The 20449-nt window shown below is 67.2% G+C and carries 13 protein-coding genes; 4 read left to right on the top strand and 9 right to left on the bottom strand.

Annotated features, from left to right (window positions below):
- From K883_RS23925 to K883_RS23890, 9 genes are all read right to left on the bottom strand, one after another.
- Positions 1-600, bottom strand: a complete 600-nt coding sequence (locus K883_RS23925; protein ID WP_008258058.1) for a sulfite oxidase-like oxidoreductase — start codon at positions 598-600, stop codon at positions 1-3.
- A complete protein-coding gene (tal, locus tag K883_RS23920; RefSeq protein WP_020822931.1) occupies positions 597-1724 on the bottom strand; it encodes a transaldolase in 1128 nt (375 codons plus the stop codon). The genes K883_RS23925 and tal overlap by 4 nt, the downstream gene beginning before the upstream one ends.
- Before the next feature lie 797 nt (positions 1725-2521).
- Positions 2522-3934, bottom strand: coding sequence for an NAD(P)H-quinone dehydrogenase (locus tag K883_RS23915; protein WP_036456041.1), 1413 nt, complete (start codon positions 3932-3934; stop codon positions 2522-2524).
- 36 nt (positions 3935-3970) lie between these two features.
- Positions 3971-4438, bottom strand: coding sequence for a DUF5709 domain-containing protein (locus K883_RS23910; RefSeq protein WP_020822928.1), 468 nt, complete (start codon positions 4436-4438; stop codon positions 3971-3973).
- Between the two features lie 58 nt (positions 4439-4496).
- A complete protein-coding gene (locus K883_RS27275; RefSeq protein WP_197095524.1) occupies positions 4497-4886 on the bottom strand; it encodes a four-helix bundle copper-binding protein in 390 nt (129 codons plus the stop codon).
- A 237-nt stretch (positions 4887-5123) separates the two neighbouring features.
- Complete coding sequence (locus K883_RS23905) at positions 5124-5438, bottom strand: hypothetical protein (RefSeq protein ID WP_020822927.1); 315 nt, start codon at positions 5436-5438, stop codon at positions 5124-5126.
- Positions 5439-5624: 186 nt separating this feature from the next.
- A complete protein-coding gene (locus K883_RS23900) occupies positions 5625-7895 on the bottom strand; it encodes a LuxR C-terminal-related transcriptional regulator (protein WP_020822926.1) in 2271 nt (756 codons plus the stop codon).
- 691 nt (positions 7896-8586) lie between these two features.
- Positions 8587-11400: an ATP-binding protein gene (locus K883_RS23895; RefSeq protein ID WP_036456039.1), complete on the bottom strand. Its 2814-nt coding sequence runs from the start codon at positions 11398-11400 to the stop codon at positions 8587-8589.
- Positions 11401-11491: 91 nt separating this feature from the next.
- Positions 11492-14284, bottom strand: a complete 2793-nt coding sequence (locus tag K883_RS23890; protein ID WP_020822923.1) for a helix-turn-helix transcriptional regulator — start codon at positions 14282-14284, stop codon at positions 11492-11494.
- Positions 14285-14849: 565 nt separating this feature from the next.
- Here K883_RS23890 and K883_RS23885 point away from each other — a divergent pair.
- The 4 genes from K883_RS23885 (at position 14850) to K883_RS23870 (ending at position 20385) form a co-directional block, all read left to right on the top strand.
- Positions 14850-16634 carry a sigma-54-dependent Fis family transcriptional regulator gene (locus K883_RS23885; RefSeq protein WP_020822922.1) on the top strand — a complete coding sequence of 595 codons (1785 nt, stop codon included), beginning with the start codon at positions 14850-14852 and terminating at the stop codon, positions 16632-16634.
- Positions 16635-17134: 500 nt separating this feature from the next.
- The gene (locus K883_RS23880) at positions 17135-17623 is read left to right on the top strand and encodes a hypothetical protein (protein WP_020822921.1); all 489 of its coding nucleotides are present in this window, start codon (positions 17135-17137) and stop codon (positions 17621-17623) included.
- A 448-nt stretch (positions 17624-18071) separates the two neighbouring features.
- The gene (locus K883_RS23875; RefSeq protein ID WP_036456037.1) at positions 18072-19124 is read left to right on the top strand and encodes an alpha/beta hydrolase fold domain-containing protein; all 1053 of its coding nucleotides are present in this window, start codon (positions 18072-18074) and stop codon (positions 19122-19124) included.
- Between the two features lie 25 nt (positions 19125-19149).
- Positions 19150-20385, top strand: coding sequence for a PPE family protein (locus tag K883_RS23870; protein WP_020822919.1), 1236 nt, complete (start codon positions 19150-19152; stop codon positions 20383-20385).
- The last annotated feature ends 64 nt before the right edge of the window (positions 20386-20449 follow it).

The raw sequence follows: 20449 nt of genomic DNA, 5'->3' as shown, positions 1-20449 counted from the left end.
TCAATCCCCGGCGTAGCGTTGTTCTCGCCACGGGTCCCCGTAGTTGTGGTAGCCCAACCCTTCCCAGAAGCCCGGTATGTCGCTGTCGCGCAACTCAATGGATCTCACCCACTTCGCGGACTTCCAGAAATACAGGTGCGGCACCAGCAGCCGTGCCGGGCCGCCGTGCACCGGGCTGAGCGGGGCGCCGTCGTAGGCGTAGACGATCCACGCCCTGCCGCCGAGAAGGTCGCGCAGCGGGAGGTTGGTGGTATAGCCGCCGTAGCAACCGACCAGTGCGAATTCGGCGGCCGTGTCGATCCCTTCGAAAAGAGTGTCCACAGCTACGCCCTCCCACATGGTGTTCAGCTTGGACCACGTGGTGACGCAGTGGATGTCGACGGTGGGCCGCTCGCTGGGCAATTGCCTCAACTGGGCCCAGGTCCACACGCGTTCGGTGCCATGCTCGTCGCGGATTGTGAACCGCCAGCGATCGAGGTCGATGCGCGGAGTCGGTCCCGCCTGCAGCACGGGGAAGTCCGCGGTCAGATGCTGACCGGGCGGCAACTCGACGACCGACTCGGCGCGACGCCCGCGAAAGCCCTTGTTGACGACAGTCATTGGTGTCCTCCTGGCAGCAGATTTGGGGGAGCGGGATAGGACCCGAGCAATTGCCGCCAGGATGCTACGAATTTGGCGACGCCGTCATCTTCGAGCGTCCTCACAACGTCCTTGAGTTCCACGCCGGCTGCGCCGATGTTGTCGAGCACGGCTCGGGCGTCGGCGGCCGTCCCGGTGATGGAGTCGCCGCTGATCACGCCATGATCGGCAAGTGCCTCCAAGGTTTTTTCCGGGATGGTGCTGACAGTGTGTGGTGCGACCAGCTCGGTGATGTACATGGTGTCGGGATAGGCGGGGTTTTTCACCCCGGTGGAGGCCCACAGCGGGCGCTGCACATGGGCGCCGTCGTAGCCGAGCGCGGCGTAGCGGTGTCCGGCTTGGAACACCTCCTGGTGTGCGGCATAAGCGAGCCGGGCGGTGGCGATTCCGGCACGTCCGCGCAGTTCCATGGCTGCCTCGGTGCCGATCGTCTCCAGCCGCTGGTCGATCTCGGTGTCGATGCGGGAGACGAACAGGGATGCCACGGAATGGATTTGGGTGAGGTCTTTGCCGGCGCGCTGCGCCGCCTCCAGCCCGGCCAGGTAGGCGTTCATCACCGCACGATGGCGCTCGACCGAGAAGATGAGGGTCACGTTGACTGAAATGCCCTCGGCCACAGTGGCGGTGATCGCGGACATACCGGCCGACGTCGCGGGGATCTTGATGAACAGATTCGGCCGATCGACGATCTTCCACAGCTCGACGGCTTGACTGACCGTCTTGTCGGCGTCGTGGGCTGCCCTCGGGTCCACCTCGATGGACACCCGTCCGTCGACGCCAGCGGAGGCTTCCCATTGGGGGCGCAGGACGTCGCACGCTTGCCGGACGTCGTCGGTGATGACGGTGCGGATCGCCGATTCGGCGTCGGCGCCGCGTTCGGCCAGTGCGGTGATCTGCCGATCGTAGGCATGGCCATGTGAGATCGCCCGCTGGAAGATCGAGGGATTGGTGGTGACGCCGACTACGCTTCTGGTGTCGATCAGCCGCTGCAGGTTGCCGGACACCAGACGGTCGCGGGACAGGTCGTCCAACCAAACCGACACCCCCGCCGCCGAAAGCGCGGCCAGGGTTGGGTCTTGCATCATTTGACTGCGGCCTCCTGCCGATGTCGGCGGCTACGCGCTGTTCGTGCGGTGACGAGCGAGGCGGCGAACGCGACGACCGGCCAGTACGCGCCGGCCAGCATCCGCCGGTCCCGCGTCGTCAAGCTAAAGCGGCGCGCTGTTTGCGTCACAGATCCTCCGTTACCAGGCCTTCGTAGAGCGTTGTTTGCACCACCGCGCGTGCAAGCCCGTTGCTGCGGAACTCATTTCCCCCCGGTCGTTGGCCAGGTTGTGTATCGGCACGAGCCGGGTGGTGTTCTGAGCGTGGCCCGGACCCGGCCCAGCTGTCATCACCCTCCAGCACCATTCACCCGGGTGATAATGCTCAAGCTGGACGAACTGTTAGACCCCTCAAGGGTGTGTCCAGTGATTGCGGCACGAATCGCAGCTCCGCTGCGCCAAAGGACGGGTATGGCGTAGTTGGCGCTGCCCCGGTTGGCGCGCAGGGGACCGAGATCGGTGCGATGGCTGAGACCGAACCTTCGAATCGCCCACGGCCGTTGGCTACTCGTGCGTCACCCAACGTGGCATGGAGATTCTCCAGCCGCAGAATCCGTGACCCGTCGGGCAATGTCGCCAGCCGCGCAGCACCGCTGGTTCGGTGGATGTGGCTGCTGAATTGGCCTAACTGGGTCCTTCGCGCTCCAGGCGGCAGCATCTCATCGATTGTGGTCTTGGTGAACAACTTCCACGGCGCCAGCCACCATGAGGCGACAGGCATTGCGGCGACGACAAGCGCCGTGCGAGCCACGAGCGGCGGCGCGAAGCGTCGCCCGGCGTCAATCCAGATCATCGTGAGCTATCAGCCGCCGGGCCGCCTCGGTGATCGAGCCGGACAGCGACGGGTAGATGGCGAGCGTCTGCGCTAGCTCGTTGACCGTGATGCGATTCTGCACGGCCACAGCGATCGGCAGGATCAGCTCCGAGGCGATCGGGGAGACCACCACACCGCCGATCACGACGCCGGTGGCCTGTTGGCAGAAGAGTTTGACGAAGCCATGACGCAGCTCCGACATCTTGGCGCGCGCATTGGTTTCGAGTGGCAGCATGATGGTCCGGGCCGGCACCGAGCCATCATCGATCGCCGTCTGTGGCACGCCGACCGCGGCGATCTCGGGACGCGTGAATACCGTCGCCGCGACGGTGCGCAGCCGGATCGGGCTGACCGCCTCGCCCAGCGCGTGATACATCGCGATCCGGCCCTGCATCGCGGCGACCGAGGCCAACGGCAACAGGCCGGTGCAATCCCCGGCGGCATAGATCCCGGGAACCGACGTCCGTGACACCCGGTCCACGGTCAGGTAGCCGCCGCGGCCCAGCTCGATGCCCACCCGCTCCAGGCCCAGGCCGTCGGTGTTGGGGGTCGATCCGATCGTCATCAGGGCGTGGCTGCCCACAACGGTGCGGCCGTCGGTCATCGTCACCACGACTCCGCCCTCGGTGCGGACAACCGATCGCGCGCGTGCGTTTTTGACGAGTTTGACGCCGCGCTCGGCAAACGATTCCTCCAGTACCCATGCGGCGTCGGCATCCTCGTAGGGCAGCACCCGGTCCCGGCTGGCCACGACGGTCACCGCGGCACCGAGTTCGGCGTACGCGTTGGCGAACTCGGCGCCGGTGACGCCCGAGCCGACGACGATGAGGTGGTCGGGGAGCGCGGTCAGGTCGTAAAGCTGGCGCCAGGTCAGGATGCGCTCGTCGTCGGGCTGCGCCGAGGGCAGGATTCGCGGGCTGGCGCCGGTCGCGACCAGTACGACGTCGGCATCTCGCACCATCGCGGTGCCGTCGGGCTTGGTCACCTTGACGCAGTGGCGCGCCAGCCCGGGAGTCGCGTCGATCAGCTCACCGTGACCGGCGATCAGCTCGACGCCCATGCTGAGCAGGTCCGCGGTGATGTCGGCGGACTGGGCGGCCGCCAATGTCTTGACCCGCTGATGGATTTCGTGCAACGAGATCTCAGCGTCGGCGATCCCGACGTCCAAGCTCAGAGGCGCCCGGCGCAGTTCGGTGCGCAGCCCGGTGGAGGCGATGAACGTCTTTGACGGCACGCAGTCGCACAGCACGGCCGCACCGCCGATACCGTCGGCGTCCACGAGGCTCACCTTGGCCACCTCAGGCCCTCGGGCGGCGGCGACCAGTGCCGCCTCGTAACCGGCCGGGCCGCCGCCGAGGATCACAATGCGGGTCGGCACAGCTCGAACCTCACCATCCGGCCGGACGACAGGTCATCAAAAGCGCCATCCACCACCGGCGTTCGTGTCCTCATCGCCGATGATATGGATGGCGGCTTCCTCAGCCGACGCGGCGCCACCGTCAATGCCGACGTCGTAGGCAAGGTAATCGGTAGCCGGATCCGTAGGGTCTACATCGAAGGCGACGAGCCGGCCCGCGCGCATGCCGCCGACCTGATCGTCGATCGGCTCGCCATCGCTATCAGCGCTATCGCCGATTCCGTCGCCGTCCCACTGGTCGGTCACGTCCGGCAGCTCACGGGCCAGGCGGCGCGCCAGACTTTCGTGGGTGCGCGCTTCCCTCGCGGTGAGACCCCACGCCCGCAATTCCCGCGGGCTTTCCGGGGGTGAGTAGCCCTCGTCCAGGTCGATGCCCGTCTGTTCAGAGTCCATGCTTTCTTCCGGCTCGAGCAGGTGGGCCCCGACGTCGTCGAATTCAGAAATCCCCATCAGCGCCGTCTCCATTCCTTATCTGCAAGGTCGCACTCGCGCAACGAAGCCGTGCGCCCGCCCGGTGGTTGCCTCAACCGAGCGCCTCGGCAAGATCGAGGCAGGCTCGTTCACAGCGACGGCATACCTCGGCGCACACGCGGCAATGCTCGTGTTTCGCCGCGTGCTTGTCGCACTCGTCCCCGCTTGTCTTACAGGCGACGGCGCACGTTTGGAGCACCGTCCTGGTCAAGTTGACGTCGTAGCCCGTGTGCCTGGACAGCACGCGCCCGGTTGTCGCGCAGACATCCGCGCAGTCAAGGCAGGTACGGATGCATTTGGTTAAGTGATTGACGTCGTCTTCACTGAGGCAGGCATCTGCACACGCTGTGCACGCCTGGTCGCATTCAAAACACGCGTCGATACATGCGACGAGCTTGTCTCGATCGATCCGGCCTAGATCTCGGGGATAGGTCTCCAGCATTCTCCTGGCGGCGTTCACTACGTCCTCCTTGTTAGGGTCCCCCTTGTTGGAGGCTGTCTCACACAACAGAACACGGCTGCGTAGCTGTAGACATCAAAAGCATGGCGCGCAAACGGGTGAACTGTCCTCGCCCAGCTGAGTCCCTCACCCGGGTGATAAACGACGTGACGAATCCGCCGAACCACTACCCAAGATCACCACTGATGGAGCACGACCGGTCCGGCGGGTCATGCGCTCCTAAACCGCCTGGAACTGCCGCAGGCGAATGATGGCCAGCATCCTGCGCAGCTGCGGCTCCTCTGGGCTGCCGGCGTAGCCATTCAGCCATCCGGTCAGCTTTGAGAGTATCGCCACCGGCAACGCCGTACGGGTTGCCAGGAGGGAGGTGAGGATGCGTTTGATCACGAGATACCCTTCGCCGCAGCCTAATTCGACGAAGACAACCGTGCGCTCATAGCCGGTCAGACACGAATTCACCGCGTCGACCAGTAACCACGCCATGTCCTCGTCGGAGATGCTCGACGGCTCAACCGTGGGGCGCGGTTGCGCCACCGAACCACGACTCGGGAACCTCGGTGTCTTCGACGACACCAATCGGGCCTGGGGCCTGATAGCGGCAGTAAGCATGTCCTGGTCCCTTTCCGGTTTCATGGCGGCGGCTGGGCGTGGTTCATTAAAGGCTTTGTCAGACAAGGTGATTCGTGACCGGGCACATCTGGTGCGGTGCCGGCGGATGGGCTAAAACAGTCCGAGTTCTCGCGCCCGGCTGACCGCCGCGCCGCGGTGCTCAACGCCGAGCTTGCGGTAAATGGCGCGCTGGTGGGTCTTCACGGTATTGAGCGAGACGTAGAGCCGCTCGCCGATCTCGCGTCGCGATAGCCGGGTGGCGAGCAGGCGAAGAACCTCAAGCTCCTTGGGGGTCAGTTCCTCGGCGACCACGCACCGTTCGTTGCGCGGACTCACCGCGACTGCCGCATCGCGCTCGGCCGGGGCGAGCAGCGTCGGAGCGATGCCAGCATCGGCACAGCCACGCACCAGGGTGGCGGCCTCTTCGAGGCTTGCCTTGGCGGTCTGGTGGTCGCCGAGACGCTCGGAGATCTCCGCTCTGACCAACTGCGCCTTGGCCACCTCGAGGATCGCCCCACTTTGGCGGGCCGACATGACGGCCATGTCGGCGGCGGCCACCGCCGCAGGGGCGTCACCGCTTTTGGCGAGGAGTTCGGCCGTGGCCAGCGACACCATCACGTCCACCAGATGTTCCGCATCCGCCAGGTCTCGGGCGCTACCCGAAGCCTCGCGGATCTGACGCTCGGCGTCCGCGAGTTGACCACGTTCGGCCGAGATCAGCGCCAGATAGCCCAACGCGTAAATACGGGCGCGACGATCGCCCACCTTCTCGGCAAGCTGCACGGCCCGCCGGAAGGCGGCTTGCGCCTCGGGGATATCGCCCGAAAAGTACAGCGCGGCACCATAAATGCAATAGGCGCTCGATCTGCCCAGCGGTGCTTCGCCGAAATCGAGGGTGGTCGCCCGGCGAGCCCCCTCGAGCGCGGCAGCAACGTCAGCCGTCTTGAATGAGTGAACCGCGCGCAACACGACGGCTTGTGCGCTGATGGCGCGACCATCCGCGGTGTCGGCCGCGGATCGGGCCTCGACTGCCTCGATCCACTCGGCGGCGTCATCGAGTTGACCGACGCTGAGGGCGATCCACGCCCGGGCGACGCTCAGGCGCGGATCCTCTAAGACGGTTTCCTCGGGAAGCAGATCCAGGTAGCCGGAGATGGTCGACAGGCCGCCACCGTTGAATTCGTCGGCCCAGTCCGCGGCGATCAGGTCAGCGCTGCGCGCGGTGTCGCCGGCGGCGAGCAGGTGGCGCACCGCCTCATCGATGAGTCCCTCCGCCTCGAACCACGTCGCGGCTCGCCGGTGCAGATCGGCGACGAGATCGGGCTCGGTGCGGCGCAGCTCGGTGCGCAGCAGCTCACCGAACAGCTGGTGATAGCGATACCAGTGACGTGACGTGTCCAGTGGCACCACGAACAGATTCTCGCGCTCGATCTTTTGCAGGACCGCGGCCGAGCCAGACGTTTGCAGCACCGCGTCGCACAGCGCACCGCTGAGTCGTCCCAGGACCGACGTGCGGAGCAAAAAGCTACGCAGGTTCGGTGGCTGCCCGTCGAGCACCTCGGCCATCAAGTAGTCGACGATATGACGGTTGTCGCCTGCGAACGTCTTGATGAACGTTGGGGTATCGGCACGCCCGGCAAGCGAGAGGGCGGCAAGGTAGAGGCCGGCAGCCCATCCTTCGGTGCGGCGGTGCAATAGTTGAATATCCGTCGGGGCTAAGCCCAGCCCGAGGACATCGTTCAGCAGATGGTCCGCCTCGGTCGGCCCGAAACGTAAGTCGTCCGTTCGCACCTCGGCGAGCTCGCCGCTGGCCCTCAGCCGAGCCAGCGGCAACGCCGGATCGGCTCGGGTGGCTAACACCAGGTGAAGATTCGCCGGCATCCGGCTGATGAAGAAGGCAAGCTGCTCATGCATCGCTCGGCCTACCACCAGATGGTAGTCATCGAGAATGAGGACGACCGGGCTAGCGATCGTGTCCAGATCGTTCAGCAGGGTAGGCAGCACGACTTGCACTGGGTCGGCACCCATCGCCAGGAGTTCGACCGCGCGAATCCCCACCCCGGGACTGACTTTCTGCAGCGCGGCGATCACGTACATCCAAAACCAAACCGGGTCGTTGTCGGAGCAGTCGAGCGACAGCCAGGCGAACCGCCCATCCCCACCCATCGCCCACTGCGCCAGCAATGTCGTCTTGCCCCAACCCGCCGGGGCACTCAACAGGGTCAGCTTGCGGGTCCGCCCCGCCGACAATGCGTCCAGCAGGGCCGCCCGGTGAACGAGCTGCGCCCCCATGGCCGGGACGTGCAGCTTGGTGGCGAGCAGGACTGCGCGCGCACCGGCTTGTCCGACGCCGTTGTCGCTGCGCCCTGCTGAGCCGCTCATGTCCGCACTCCGCGAATCCGTCGAATCCCGCAGCCGGGCGGGGAAACTCGGCGTTGACGCGTCCTGGGTGGCCGCCCTGTCGGCATCCCAGCTTGTCCTTGCGGGGCCGCCCGGGCTCGTTCTGCTCGGTAACCGCGGCGACTCTATTGAATCAGATGCGCCGTCCGGAAATGCCGCAGGCGCATGCCGGCGGTGCCCGTTTGGGCTGGCGGACCCCCGTCCCGCCCAGGGCTCAATGGTTGTCTCATGAGCCGCGCTCATGCTGTGCCCGCTCACCGCACTTCTCCTGTTTTCACCGAAGCCTCGACTCCTGCAACCCACTGCACCGCCGCGCCCGGATGCCGACACCTCTCAAAGGAGGTGGCTGAGCGTCTCAACGCGGGACTTCGTGGGAGCGCGGGCTGGCGGCCCGCCATCGTCTGCGCCGTGCTCATGGCCGTCGGGACACCAACACGTAGCCACCCACGCCGAAGACCACCGGCATCATCATCAACATTCCCAACAGTGTGCTCATCATCGTCTTCTCAACCCTCTGCGCGTTTGCCTCCGGCGCCGGGCCCTGGTTGGGTCGCGGCGATCCAAAGCGCAATCACTACGTTGGCACCGCGGGTACCGCGCCACCATCGCCCGGCGGGTGATGTTTAGGGCCGGGTCGGTGTATGCCTAATGGCCTTGATCTTTGACGGATTGATCAATCCGGGCGGCGCATGAGTTGCGTCAGTTGAGCGCGGGACGTGATCCCGAGTTTGGCGAAGGCGTTGTGAAGATGCGTTTTCACCGTGTGAGGGGAGAGGTGCAGTTGCTGCGCGACGGCGCGGTTGGTCGCGCCTTCGGCGATCAGATGGACGACGGTGAGTTCGGAGTCGGTGAGGCTGTCCAGGCCCGTTTTCGCCCGCGGGTGTGTGACGATGCGCCGTTCCACGCCCAAACCGCGCAGCGCGCGACCGACCCGGCGGGCATCGGCGGTCGCCCCGCACTCGATGTAGGTGTCGAACGCGGCGTGCAGCTGTTCGAGCGCCTCGGCGTTGCGCTGTGCGCGAGCCAGTTCGCCGCCGGCATCCTCGGCGGCGCTGGCGTACAGAAGCGGCCGTGACGACGCACGAAGCACGTCCGCGGCACTCACCAATGCCGCGGCGTCACGCTCGAATATCCCGCGGGCATATCCGGCCACACCTGCCAGCAGCGGCACCGCGGGGTGCTCGCACTCGAGTAGCTCGGCGGCCTGCAGGACCCGCGCGCGCAGGCCGGCATCACCGGCGGCGGAGGCCACCCGCGCACTCAAGATCAGCCGGTCCAAGGCGTAGGACTGCATTGGTGTGCCGAGAAGGGCGATGTCGCCGCCGAGCCACCGCACCGCTTCGTGAAAGTCGTCGCGCTGCCACGCCGCCAGCGCGAGCACATACGCGGCTCCTCGACGGATGGCAGGTGAACCGGTGGAGTAGGCGTCGTGTGCATCATTTGCCATCTGTTGCAACACATTTCGGTCATCGGTGTGGACCGCCACCTTGGCCAGGATTACGGTGCGGAGTATGTCCGGTTCGCTGGCGCCCGTCGGCTGGGGGGACGGCAGCGGCTCAGCCGCGTCGCGGGCGGCCGACAACCTGCCCGCGGCGAGGTGAACGATCCCGCCGATGACGGTCCACATATTGAGGGCCATCGCGTTGCCTTCCCGGCTGGCCTGCCCGATGCCGTCGGCGATCTGGCGCGCCGCGTCGTCCAACCGGCCGACCACCGCCAGCAGGATCGCGTAGTGCATCGCGGCATAGCCATGAGCTGACCCCGCATCATCCGTGGAGCCGAGCGAACAAAGCTGTTCGAGGCGGCCTAGGGCGCGGACCCGTTGCCCCTCACCAACGTCGAGCAATGCCATCGTGACCTCAGCGATGATCCTGGCCTCGAGATCACCGGTGGCCGCCGCGGCGGCGGCAGCCTCGTCGGCCGCTGTGAGCCGTTGCCCGCTTTTGTCCTGCAACACCAGGTTGTAAGCCAGCCACGCCAGATGCCGCGCCCGGGTGACCTCGCTGATGTCGCTCAACTCGAGCGCTCGGCGATTCTCCTCGGCCCGTTGCTGGGTGCTGTGCTTGGTGTGCGCGGGGAGCCGGAGGCGAATCTCGGCCTCGACTTCGGGCGAGACCGCCTGCGAGAGCGCCCTGACGGCCAATTCCTCGGCCTCGCCGTGGCGGCCGGCCCGGTTGAGCCACTCCACCGTTTCGGCGACCAGGGATCCATGCTGGGCGTCGTCGGCGGGCAACAGCTCCAGCGCGCGCTTGCTCAAGTCCGCGGCCCCACCCGCATCGCCGCGCCCAACCGATTGAGCGGCCTGCCGTAGCGCCTCGATCGCCTCGCGGTCGCCCGGCTCGGCGCTGCGTGCCAGCTGGGTGGCCACCTCGGTCGGCGCCGCGCCGATACTCAGCATGACCGACGCCGATTGGCGCTCCATCGCCCGCCGCAGCGACTGCGGCAAGCATTGGCGGGTGGCCTCCCGCAGCAGGTCGTGCCGAAATCTCAACTGCTCGCCATCGTCGACGAAAAGATCAGCGCGCACCGCCTCCTGAAGCGCCGACATCAACGAGACCGGCTGGCGGTCCAGCATCGCGGCCAGCAGCCCGGCCGAGAACCGGTCCGGCAGCACCGCCGCGACCCGCACCACCTCCGACGCACTATCGGAGAGCACGTCCAGCCGCTGCTGCATACCGACGCCCAACCGCCGCGGCAGCGCATCTCCGGTGGCCGCCACGCGCCCGGCGGTGAGGGTGAGCCGGTCCTCCTCACCCAGGCCGGCGACGAGCTCGCTGACCAGAAACGGGTTCCCATGCGCCTTGGCGGCCAGACCGAGCAGCGACGCATCCGCTCTCGCCCGCACCGCGTCTTGGACCATGTCGGCCACCGCGTCCGGCGTCATGGCCGCCAATCGCAAGAATGTGGCATTCGCGCGTTGCAAGACTGCCAAGGTCTCCTGCATCGCCGACCCGCCGGCCCCGGTGCGGGCGGTCAACACCCACAGCACCGGCGCATCCGGTCGCGCGGTGGCCAGCGAACGCAGCGCCAGCAGGGTGCCGTTATCGGCCCAGTGAATGTCCTCCAACACAATCACCAGCGGGGTCTGCGCGGCCGCGGCGTGAATCGCGTCGGCCAAATCGTGCACCACCCAGTAGCGCAAGTCGGCCGATCCGCCCAGCCGGCGCAAGGCCTCGGCGTCGCCCACCGGGGGATCGGCGTTGAGCGTGGCCATGAACAACGAGAAAAACGGCACCGTCTGCTGGTACTCGAACGCCTCACCGAACAAGGTGCGCACCCCGCTGTTGTCGGCCAGCGCCAACACTTCGGTGAGCAACCGACTCTTCCCGATGCCGGGTGGGCCCTCGATGACCAGCACGCCCCCGCGTCCCCGCGCCAGCGCGGTAACCAGTGCGCCGATCATTTTCAGCTCGTCTGCCCGCCCTCGAAGCGGCGGAGTGACCAGCCCCGGGCCGCCGACATCGAATAGGCCGGTGGAAGGCCCCATCGGGTGTGTGTCCTATCTACCGTTTACCGGACTGCCATTGGAGTGCACGTTATTGTAGGCCGCGCACGCCATCTATCCGATTAGCTGCCGATCAATCAGTGCCGCGCATGAGCTGCGCCAATTGGGCGCGGGAACTGACGCCGAGCTTGGCAAATGCGTTGTGGACGTGGGTCTTCACCGTGTGGGGGGAGAGGTGCAGCTCGGTAGCGACATCGCGGTTGGTCGCGCCCTGTGCGATGAGGTTGACGACCGTGAGTTCGGAGTCGGTGAGGCTGCCCCAACCCGTTTTCGCCCGCGGGCTGACGATCCGCCGCTCCACGCCCAATCGGCGTAGCGCGCGGCCGACCCGGCGCGCATCGGCAATCGCTTCACACGCGATGTAGGCGTCGAATGCCCCGTTCAGCTCGTCGAGCGCCTCGGCGTTGCGCTGCGCGCGGCTCAGCTCGCCGCCGGCGTCCTCGGCGGCGCTTGCGTACAGAAGCGGCCGCGACGACGAGTGCAGCGCACTCGCCACCGCCACCAACGCATCGGCATCACGCTCGAGGACCCCGCGGGTGTGCTGCGCGACTGTGGAAAACAACCCAACGCCGGGCCGCTCGCGTTCGAGCACGTCAACTGCGTCCAGGAGACGCGCTCGCAGACCGGCGTCACCGGCGGCCGACGCTACCCGCGCGGTCAAGGTCAGCTGATCCAAGACGGTCGGCAAGAACGGAGTCACGAAGAGCGAGATGTCGGCGCCGAGCCAGCGCAACGCCTCATGGACGTCGTCGCGCTGCCACGCTGCCATTCCCAGCACGCCCGCCGCATCGCGACGCACGGCAGGTGAACCGTTGGAGTAACCGTCGCGCGCCTGACTCGCCGTCTCTATCAACAACGTTCGGTCATCGGTGCGCGCCGCCACCTCTGCCAGGATGGCCATGCGCCTCGCGTCTACGTAGGTCGACCCGGGTCGCTCCGGCGTGGGCAGCCGCTCGAGGATGGTGCGGGCAGCCGACAACCGGCCCGCGGCCAGCTCAACCCCCCCGGCCGTTAGTGCCCAGATGTGCAGCCCCATAGCGTCGCGTTCCTGTCGGGATTTCTCCGCGCGGTCAGCGACCAGCGCCGCGGCGTCGTCCAACCGTCCCACCACGGCAAGCAGGTTTGCCAGGTGGATTGCCGCGAGGTGGCGGGCGGTCACGTCGCCCGTAGGAGGCAGGGCTTGAAGTTCCTCGACGCGGTGCAGTGCGCGGCCCGCGTAGCCGTTCGTGCAGTCGAGGCAGGCAAGTGCGATTCCGGACAGCATCCTCGATTCGAGATCGCCGGTGGATGCTGCGGCGGCGGCCGCCTCGTCGGCCGCCGCGCTGTCCTGTCCGTGTAGGCCGTACATCGCCAGGTTGTACGCCAGCCACGCCTGGTGTCGTGCTCGGGTGAGGTCGGTGAGGTGGGGCAATTGGAGTGCGCGGCGGTTCTCTTCGATGTGCCGCGTCGTGGTATCCGTCGTTACCGTCGCGAGCCGGAGGCGGATCTTCGCCTCTTCTTCAGCCGGCAACGCGCCAGACAGGGTGGTGCCGGCCAACCGTTGCGCTTCCTCGTAGCGGGTGGCCCGATTGAGCAGCACGATCGTTTCCGTTACGAGTGGCCCTCGTCCTGGGTCCTGGGGCGCCTGGAGTTCCAAAGCGCGCATGCTCAGATCCGACGCGGCGCCCGGATCGCTATTGGCCACCGACTGAGCGGCGTCACGGAGTGCGGCGATCGCGGCCTGATCGCCCACCTCCGCGCTGCGGGCGAGCTGAGTCGCGACCTCCTGCGGCGCGGCGCCCATGTCCAGCATGACGCTCGCCGATTGCCGCTCCATCGCTCGGCGCAGCGACCGGGGCAACGATTGCCGCGTCGCTTCGCGCAGCAGATCATGACGGAACCTCATCTGATCGCCGTCTTCGATGAGCAGGTCGGAGCGGACCGCTTCTTCGACCGCCGATACCAGGGCGGCCGGACGGCGTTCCAGCATGGCGGCGAGCAGCCGGGCCGAGAATCGGTCAGGCAGTACTGCGGCGACCCGCACGACTTGGCTGGCGGCGGGGGAGAGTTGATCGAGTCGTTGCTGCATGGTGTGGCTGAGCCGTCGCGGCAACGAATCTCCGGTGGCGACCGCGCGGCCGTCGCTGACGTCGAGCCGGCCCTCCTCGTCCAGTCCGCGCAGCAGCTCCGTCAGCAGGAAGGGGTTACCGTGCGCCTTGTCGGCCAGATTCAGCAGCGACGCATCGGCGCTGGCTCGCACAGCGTCTTGCACGATGTCTGCGACCGCGCTCGGTGTTATGGCCGTCAACCGCAGAAAGGTGGCATCCTCGCGTTCCAGCGCGGTCAGCGTCTCGCGAACGGCCGGCCCGCCGGCGCCGGTTCTTGCGGTAAGGACCCACAGCACCGGGGCGTCGGGTCGCGTCGCGGCCAGCGAGCGCAGCGCCAGCAGGGTGGCGTTGTCGGCCCAATGGATGTCCTCGATGAGGATCGCCAGGGGCGTTCGGGACGCGGTGGCATGGATGGCCGCTTGTAGATCGCGTACCACCCAGTAGCTGAGATCGGCCGATGCACCCAGGCGGCGCAGAGCCTCCGCATCCCCGACGGGGGGATCCGCGCGCAGGGTCGCCATGAACAGCGGGAAAAACGGCACCGTCTGCTGGTACTCGAAGGCCTCGCCGAAGAGTGCGCGGAAGGCTGCCTTCTCGGCGCGCGCCAAGACCTCGGTCAACAAGCGGCTCTTGCCGATGCCCGGTGGCCCCTCGATGACCAGTACGCCCCCGCGCCCCTGAGCGAGCGCCGCGATCAGCGCGTCGATCGCCCTCAGCTCGCCCGCCCGCCCACGGATCGGCGGCGTGCGCAGCTGCCCCGACGCATTCGCGGCGCTCACGCGAACCCGCCGACGTGTTGTGGGCGGGCGGGAGACGTCCAAGTTGTGTAATCCACTGTTCTCGCCACCGTTAGCGCTGGCAGTCAGTGTAGGCATGTTCTTCGGCCCCACCTGCTGTGTTTCGCGTTCGATTGAATCAACGCGCTCAGCATTCACACCCGGTGCACGCCCCCTTTTGCCGGTGGGCGCTAGCCCCAAGGACCTCATGATTTTCTCGTGATCCGCGCTCATGCTGTGCCCGCTCACCGTATTTCTCCTCTCGGGATCGATGTATCGGCTCCTGCCAACTCATGACATCGCTGCGCGCGGATGGCGAGCGTCTCAACCTGAGGTGAATCGGTGTCTCAAAGTGAGACGACGGCGGACGGTCCGTCATGGTCTTTCTGCTTGGCTTCGGACGGGCGTGTCGGTTCGTCCGAGCAACGCGCCCGTCGCGCGCGTAGGGTAATCGCCGAAGTCGATAAAGTTTGCTGTCTGCAGCGAAGGGACACCCAGTCTCCGGTCGCGGTCGGCGGGTGCCAGCCCGCCGGTCCGCGACGGTGACCCGGCGTCGAGGTAGTTGGGGATGGGTTCACAGGCGCGCCGCACGGCCGAACTCGAGCAGGCCAAGGAAACGTTCCTGCCCGTGGAGTCCCTTGACGTGATTCGCTCAGTCGATGAGGACATTCTGCGCCCCGGTGTCCTCGATTCGTGGCGTCGGTCCCGGGCCCTGCAAGTCCACCCCGACCAGGTCGAGCTGCCCTTTGTGCGCGAACCCAATAGGGGTTCGCGCCTGGTGCGTGCGGCTGCGCCGGTACTGGAGCGGGTCACCTTTGACCTGGCCGCGCAGGATGTCAGCGTCGTCCTGACATCGGCTGACGGTGTGGTCGTCGATCGGACCGCTGCGGCAGTGCCCATCCTCGACGCATTGGACACGGTGAGCCTCGCACCGGGCTATAGCTTGGCTGAAGAGGTGGCGGGCACCAACGGGATCGGCACGGCCCTGGAAACCGGACAGCCCACATTCATCGGTGGCAGCGAGCACTACGTGGCTATGTTCACCGGTTTTGCGTGCGCGGGGTCACCGATCCGTGATCCGATAACGGGCAGACTCATCGGGGCCGTCAATCTGAGCTGTCTCGCCGACCGATCCGATCCACTGCTGCTCGCCCTGGCTACCAGCGCCAGTCGCCACATCGAGGATCGCTTGCGCGTGGTGGCCAATGAGAGCGAGACGGCGCTTCTGGAAGCCTATCTGCGGCAGGCACGGCGATGTTCGGCCGGCGTGTTGGCGATCGGTGGCGATGTGGTGTTGATGAACCCCTACCTGCGTCGGACGCTCGACGGGAACGAGCAGACCGCGCTGCTTGAACACGCCTCGGATCTGCTCACCTCCACCCTGTCGGGCGCGGCGCTGGTTGTGCTGCCGAGGGGACACATCGCCAAAATCACCGCCGCCGACCGGTCGACGACACGCGCCGGCCGCCTCAACGTCGTTTTCCGCGTTGACCTTTCCGGCGAGACCGGCTCGCAATCGCGTCGAACGGACCGCTTGGCGCCCACGTACATCCCCGGCTTGGCCGGTCGCAATAGCGCCTGGCTGCATTGCTGCCAGCAGGTCCGGCAGTGCTGCCGCGACCGAGAATGGGTGATGATCGAGGGGGAGAAGGGATCCGGCCGGGCAAAGCTGGCGCAGGCGGTGGGGCAGCATGTGAAGCCGGACCGAACGATTCGCGTGATGCGCACCGAAACCTTCGGGAGCGCGGCATCTTTCGTCGCGGAGCTGGCGACGCTGGCCGCCGATGACGACTTCGCGGTGGTGATCGCCGACGTGGATGACATCGACGAGGACATACTCGAAGCGATCGGGCCGATGCTGGCCGCGCGCGCAGGTCGCGGGTGGATCGCGGCGACCACAAGTTCCGCGGTTGCTGCTGCACCGATCAAACAGTTACTGCCGCTGTTCACCCATACCGTCACCGTGCCCGCGTTGCGACACAGGATTGACGACCTCGAGGAACTCGTGCCGCTGCTGCTGCGCGAGATCACCCGGGGCGCCGATGTGACGCTGGCGCCCGAGGCGATGCGGCAGCTGAGCAGGTTGCCGTGGCCGGGCAACGTCTCGCAGCTGCGCCGGGTCCTGACCGACACCGTTGCCCGCCAACGATCCGGCATTATCGGCGTCGACAAGTTGCCGCCGGAGTGCCGGTCGGTCACACGACGCAAGCTGACTCGGATGGAGGCTCTGGAGCGCGATGCGATTGTCCGCAGCCTTCAGGACAGCGGCGGCAACAAACAAGAGGCCGCACGCGCCCTGGGAATGTCACGTGCGACCATCTACCGCAAGATCAACGATTACGGCATCGCGTAGCAGCCTTGCGCTTGTCGGCCGAAAAGCATTGGCCCGCAGTCATCATCAGGAAGCGCCGCGTCGCTCGGCCGCTGCTCGCCAAGTTCCGGGTCGCCAAAGCCGGGGGTGCGCCGCGGGCGCCCCACCCCGCTGCGGCAACGCGATGAGCCGCTGACCGCCTCTTCGATCGCACCGCGCATCCTCTGGGCAAATGGGTGGCTCACCCACGTGCGGGGGATGACGTCGCGAATACGCAACCTTAGCGACGTTCACTGACAGCTCGTGACACTCGCAATACCAGGCAAATCACCCGGGTGAATCAGTTCGCCGGGCGATGACCACTCATCCCACGTCGATTAATGCTGACTTAACAACTGGCGAGCGGACGGTACGTGGAGCCCACCACGGTGCGGGGATCGGCGTTCGGGCCGCATGAGCGAGCAACGGGTCGCGGTGAAGGTGGACAACCTCGCTGCGTCGATCGCCGTGGAACTGCCACCGCCACGAAGTGGAGAAAACACATGAAGCCTCGCCAATTTCAACGATCGCCTGCCGAATACGGCTCCGGCGCCACGCGAACACCATGGCTGCTGCATCGATTGCGGGACGCCGCCGCATCCGCCCGGCATTGGGCGCGCCGGAACGCAGACGCCGGGACGGCCGCCATCCCGGCGATCGAGGACCAGCTTCACGCGCTGCAGCCCATCTGCAGTGCCCAGGGGCTGGCGACCGGCACCACATGCGGTGCGCCGGCGGTGGCGGTCGCCGAGATACACGCCATCGACGGATGCGACCAAATGGGGCTCAGCCCGGACGGTGACCTCGTCGAAACGCTCTGTCAACACTGCCTGGTCACGGTGCGATGGGCGATGGCGACCTATGTGGGCGACAAACGCGAGATGGCGTCGCGCTGCGGCACCCGCCCGGTGTGTGCGACCTGCGGGCGTTCCACCGGATACCTGCGCAGCGTCTTCGCTGTGCGCCCGATCGGGTCCGAGGGATTGTCATGATGACCCGGGTACGCGTTGCCTCCGTGTTGGTGGCTGTGGTGGCCGGTGATTACGCGCTTCTCACGTTGGTCAATGGTCGACTCACCGATTTCGGCGTCACCGCCGGCATCTGGGCGGGGTCCTCGGCCGCGGCGGGGCTGATCACCTACGGCAGCAGGCGACGGCACCAAGCGATTGTCCGGGGACGTGCGGCTGTTTGGCAGCGCCGTGATCGGCAGGCGGCTACCGCCGGCGGGCAACAGTGCCCGTCCTGCGGAGACGCGCGCCAACTCCCAAGCGACTCACCCAGATTCGCTGACCGGCAGCGTACGCGCTTGTGCCGGGCATGCGCGCCTGGTCCTCACCCCAGAGCCGACACGACGAGTCCCACGCCGCTCGCGGCGCAATCGCCACGTGGAATCGGTTGGGGGCGTGCGGCAACCGATTACCCGAGCGCGGAAGCGTTGACATGACCGCACCGGCCGCCGTACCCGGCTCACCGCGCCCCGGTCTAGGAGCACCCAGGGGACGTAAACCCCGACGGTCCCCGTTCCGCGCGGATGCCGTCGTCGACGTGATCCAGGACGGTCCGAGCGTGGCTGGGCGCATTGCCTCGCTTAGTGCCCGACTGACGATCCGGCCCGCACTGAGCGTGGGCAGCCGCCTCCCCTCGGCGCCCTGGCCATGGGGCGCCGTTGAGATCGCCGCTCGCGCCATCACCCCACCACCGGGCACGGTGCGCACGGACGTCGGGCTGGCGCACTGCACCGCGCAGCTAGTCCGCGCCGCCGGAGTGCTACCGGCCGACGGCTCCCACCGGGCCGTCCTGTACCTGCACGGCGGAGCCTTCCTCACCTGCGGCGCCCACTCGCACGGTCGGCTGGTCAGCATGCTGTCCGGCTTCGCCGACAGCGCCGTACTGGTGCCCAACTACCGCAAGATTCCCAAACATGCCATCGGCGAGGCGATCGACGACTGCTACGACGGGTATCGCTGGTTGCGACGACAGGGTTACCAGCCCGACCAGATCGTGTTGGCCGGCGATTCGGCCGGCGGCTATCTGGCACTAGCGCTGGCCCAACGCCTGCTCGACTGCGGTGAGCAGCCGGCAGCGATGGCGGCCATGTCACCGCTGCTGCAACTGGCCACGCAACCCAAAACGGCTCATCCCAACGTCGGCTCGGACGCGATGTTTCCGCCCAGGGCGTTCGACGCCTTCCACGCCTTGATCACTCGCGCCGCAGGGCGCACCGCCGCCAGCGGGCATTCCGACGCGCTCTACGAGCCGCTCGACCACATCCGACCCGGCCTGCCGCCCATGCTGATCCATGTGTCCGGTTGCGAGGTGTTGCTCCACGACGCGCAGCTAGCGGCTCAACGACTGGCCACCGCCGGGGTGCCGGTCGACGTGCAGGTATGGCCGGGCCAAATCCACGTGTTCCAGCTCGCCGCGCCGATGATCCCCGAAGCCATCCGCTCGTTGCGTCAGATCGGCCGCTACATCCGCGAGGCGACCGGATAGCCAGAGGAACCTGGGGTTTTCGAAGATGGATTTCGGGGCGCTGCCACCGGAGATCAATTCCGGCCGAATGTATTCCGGTCCCGGCTGCGGGTCGATGCTGGCTGCCTCGGCGGCCTGGGACGGGCTGGCCGCCGACTTGTATTCCGCAGCCGGTTCCTATGGGTCGGTGATCTCGGACCTGTCCAGCGCAGCATGGCTGGGCGCCGCGTCGGTGGCGATGGCGGCCGCCGCCGCACCCTACGTCTCCTGGCTGACGACGACGGCGGTCCTGTGCGAGCAGGTCGCTGCCGAGGCCAGGGTCGCCGCGGCCGCCTACGAGGCCGCTTTCGCGATGACGGTGCCTCCACCGGTGGTCGCGGCCAACCGTGCGCAGCTGATGTCGCTGATTGCGACGAACATCTTGGGTCAAAACACCCCGGCGATCGCGGCCACCGAAGCCGAGTACGGCGAAATGTGGGGTCAAGACGCCGGGGCGATGTACGGGTATGCGGGCGCATCCGCTGCGGCTTCGGCGTTACCGCCGTTCACCTCGCCCCCTCCCACCACCGATCCGGCAGGGGTGGCGGAACAGGGCGCCGCGGCTGCCCACGCCGGCACCACGACAGCCGGCACGGCCACCCAGGCCATCCTGTCGGCGGGCTCGCAGGTGCTCTCCGCGGTACCCGATGCGCTTCAGGGACTTGCGCTTCCTTTACCGGCCGCGGCAGGACTTCCCTCGTTCTTGGAATTGCTGAGCTTACTGAGCCCGGTGAACCTGGCCGTCTCATCGGCGGCGACAGCCATCACGTCCACGGGGACGGCCGGGTCGTATGCGGGCTTGGGCTACGCGGCGCACTACGACCCGGACGGTGCCAGCAAGATGGACGCCGTATTGGAACGTTTGGGGGCGCTTTCGGGAGGTCCGGGAGCGAGCGCAGTAGCGTCATTGGGTTCGGCGGATAGGGCGGGCAGCGGTGCGGCGCCCGTGCTGTCGGCGGGGGTGGGCCGAGCCTCCTCAATCGGCGCGCTGTCGGTGCCGCCGGGCTGGGCCGCAGCCACGCCGACGATCAGGGCCGTGGCCGTGACATGGCCGAACTCCCTCACCGGCACCATCCCCCCGACCGTCCTGGCGACGAATCCGGAGAACATGCTCAACGAAATGGCTTTGGCGAGTATGGCGATGCGCGGCATCCGCGGCGCTCCGCCCCAAAGCCGGTCCACGATCACCATCACCGTGACGCCGCGCCCGCCGGATGACGGCGGGGCACGCATCACGATGTGAACCCGTTCGCGCTCACCCGGGTGAATTGGCTCGCCGGGTGATGACGACTCACCCCGCTCCGGTG

The sequence above is a fragment of the Mycobacterium sp. TKK-01-0059 genome (genome assembly GCF_000709305.1).
Lineage (GTDB): Bacteria > Actinomycetota > Actinomycetes > Mycobacteriales > Mycobacteriaceae > Mycobacterium > Mycobacterium intracellulare.
The sequence above is the reverse complement of the archived record's forward strand: the minus strand, read 5'-3'. Positions and strand labels throughout refer to the sequence as shown.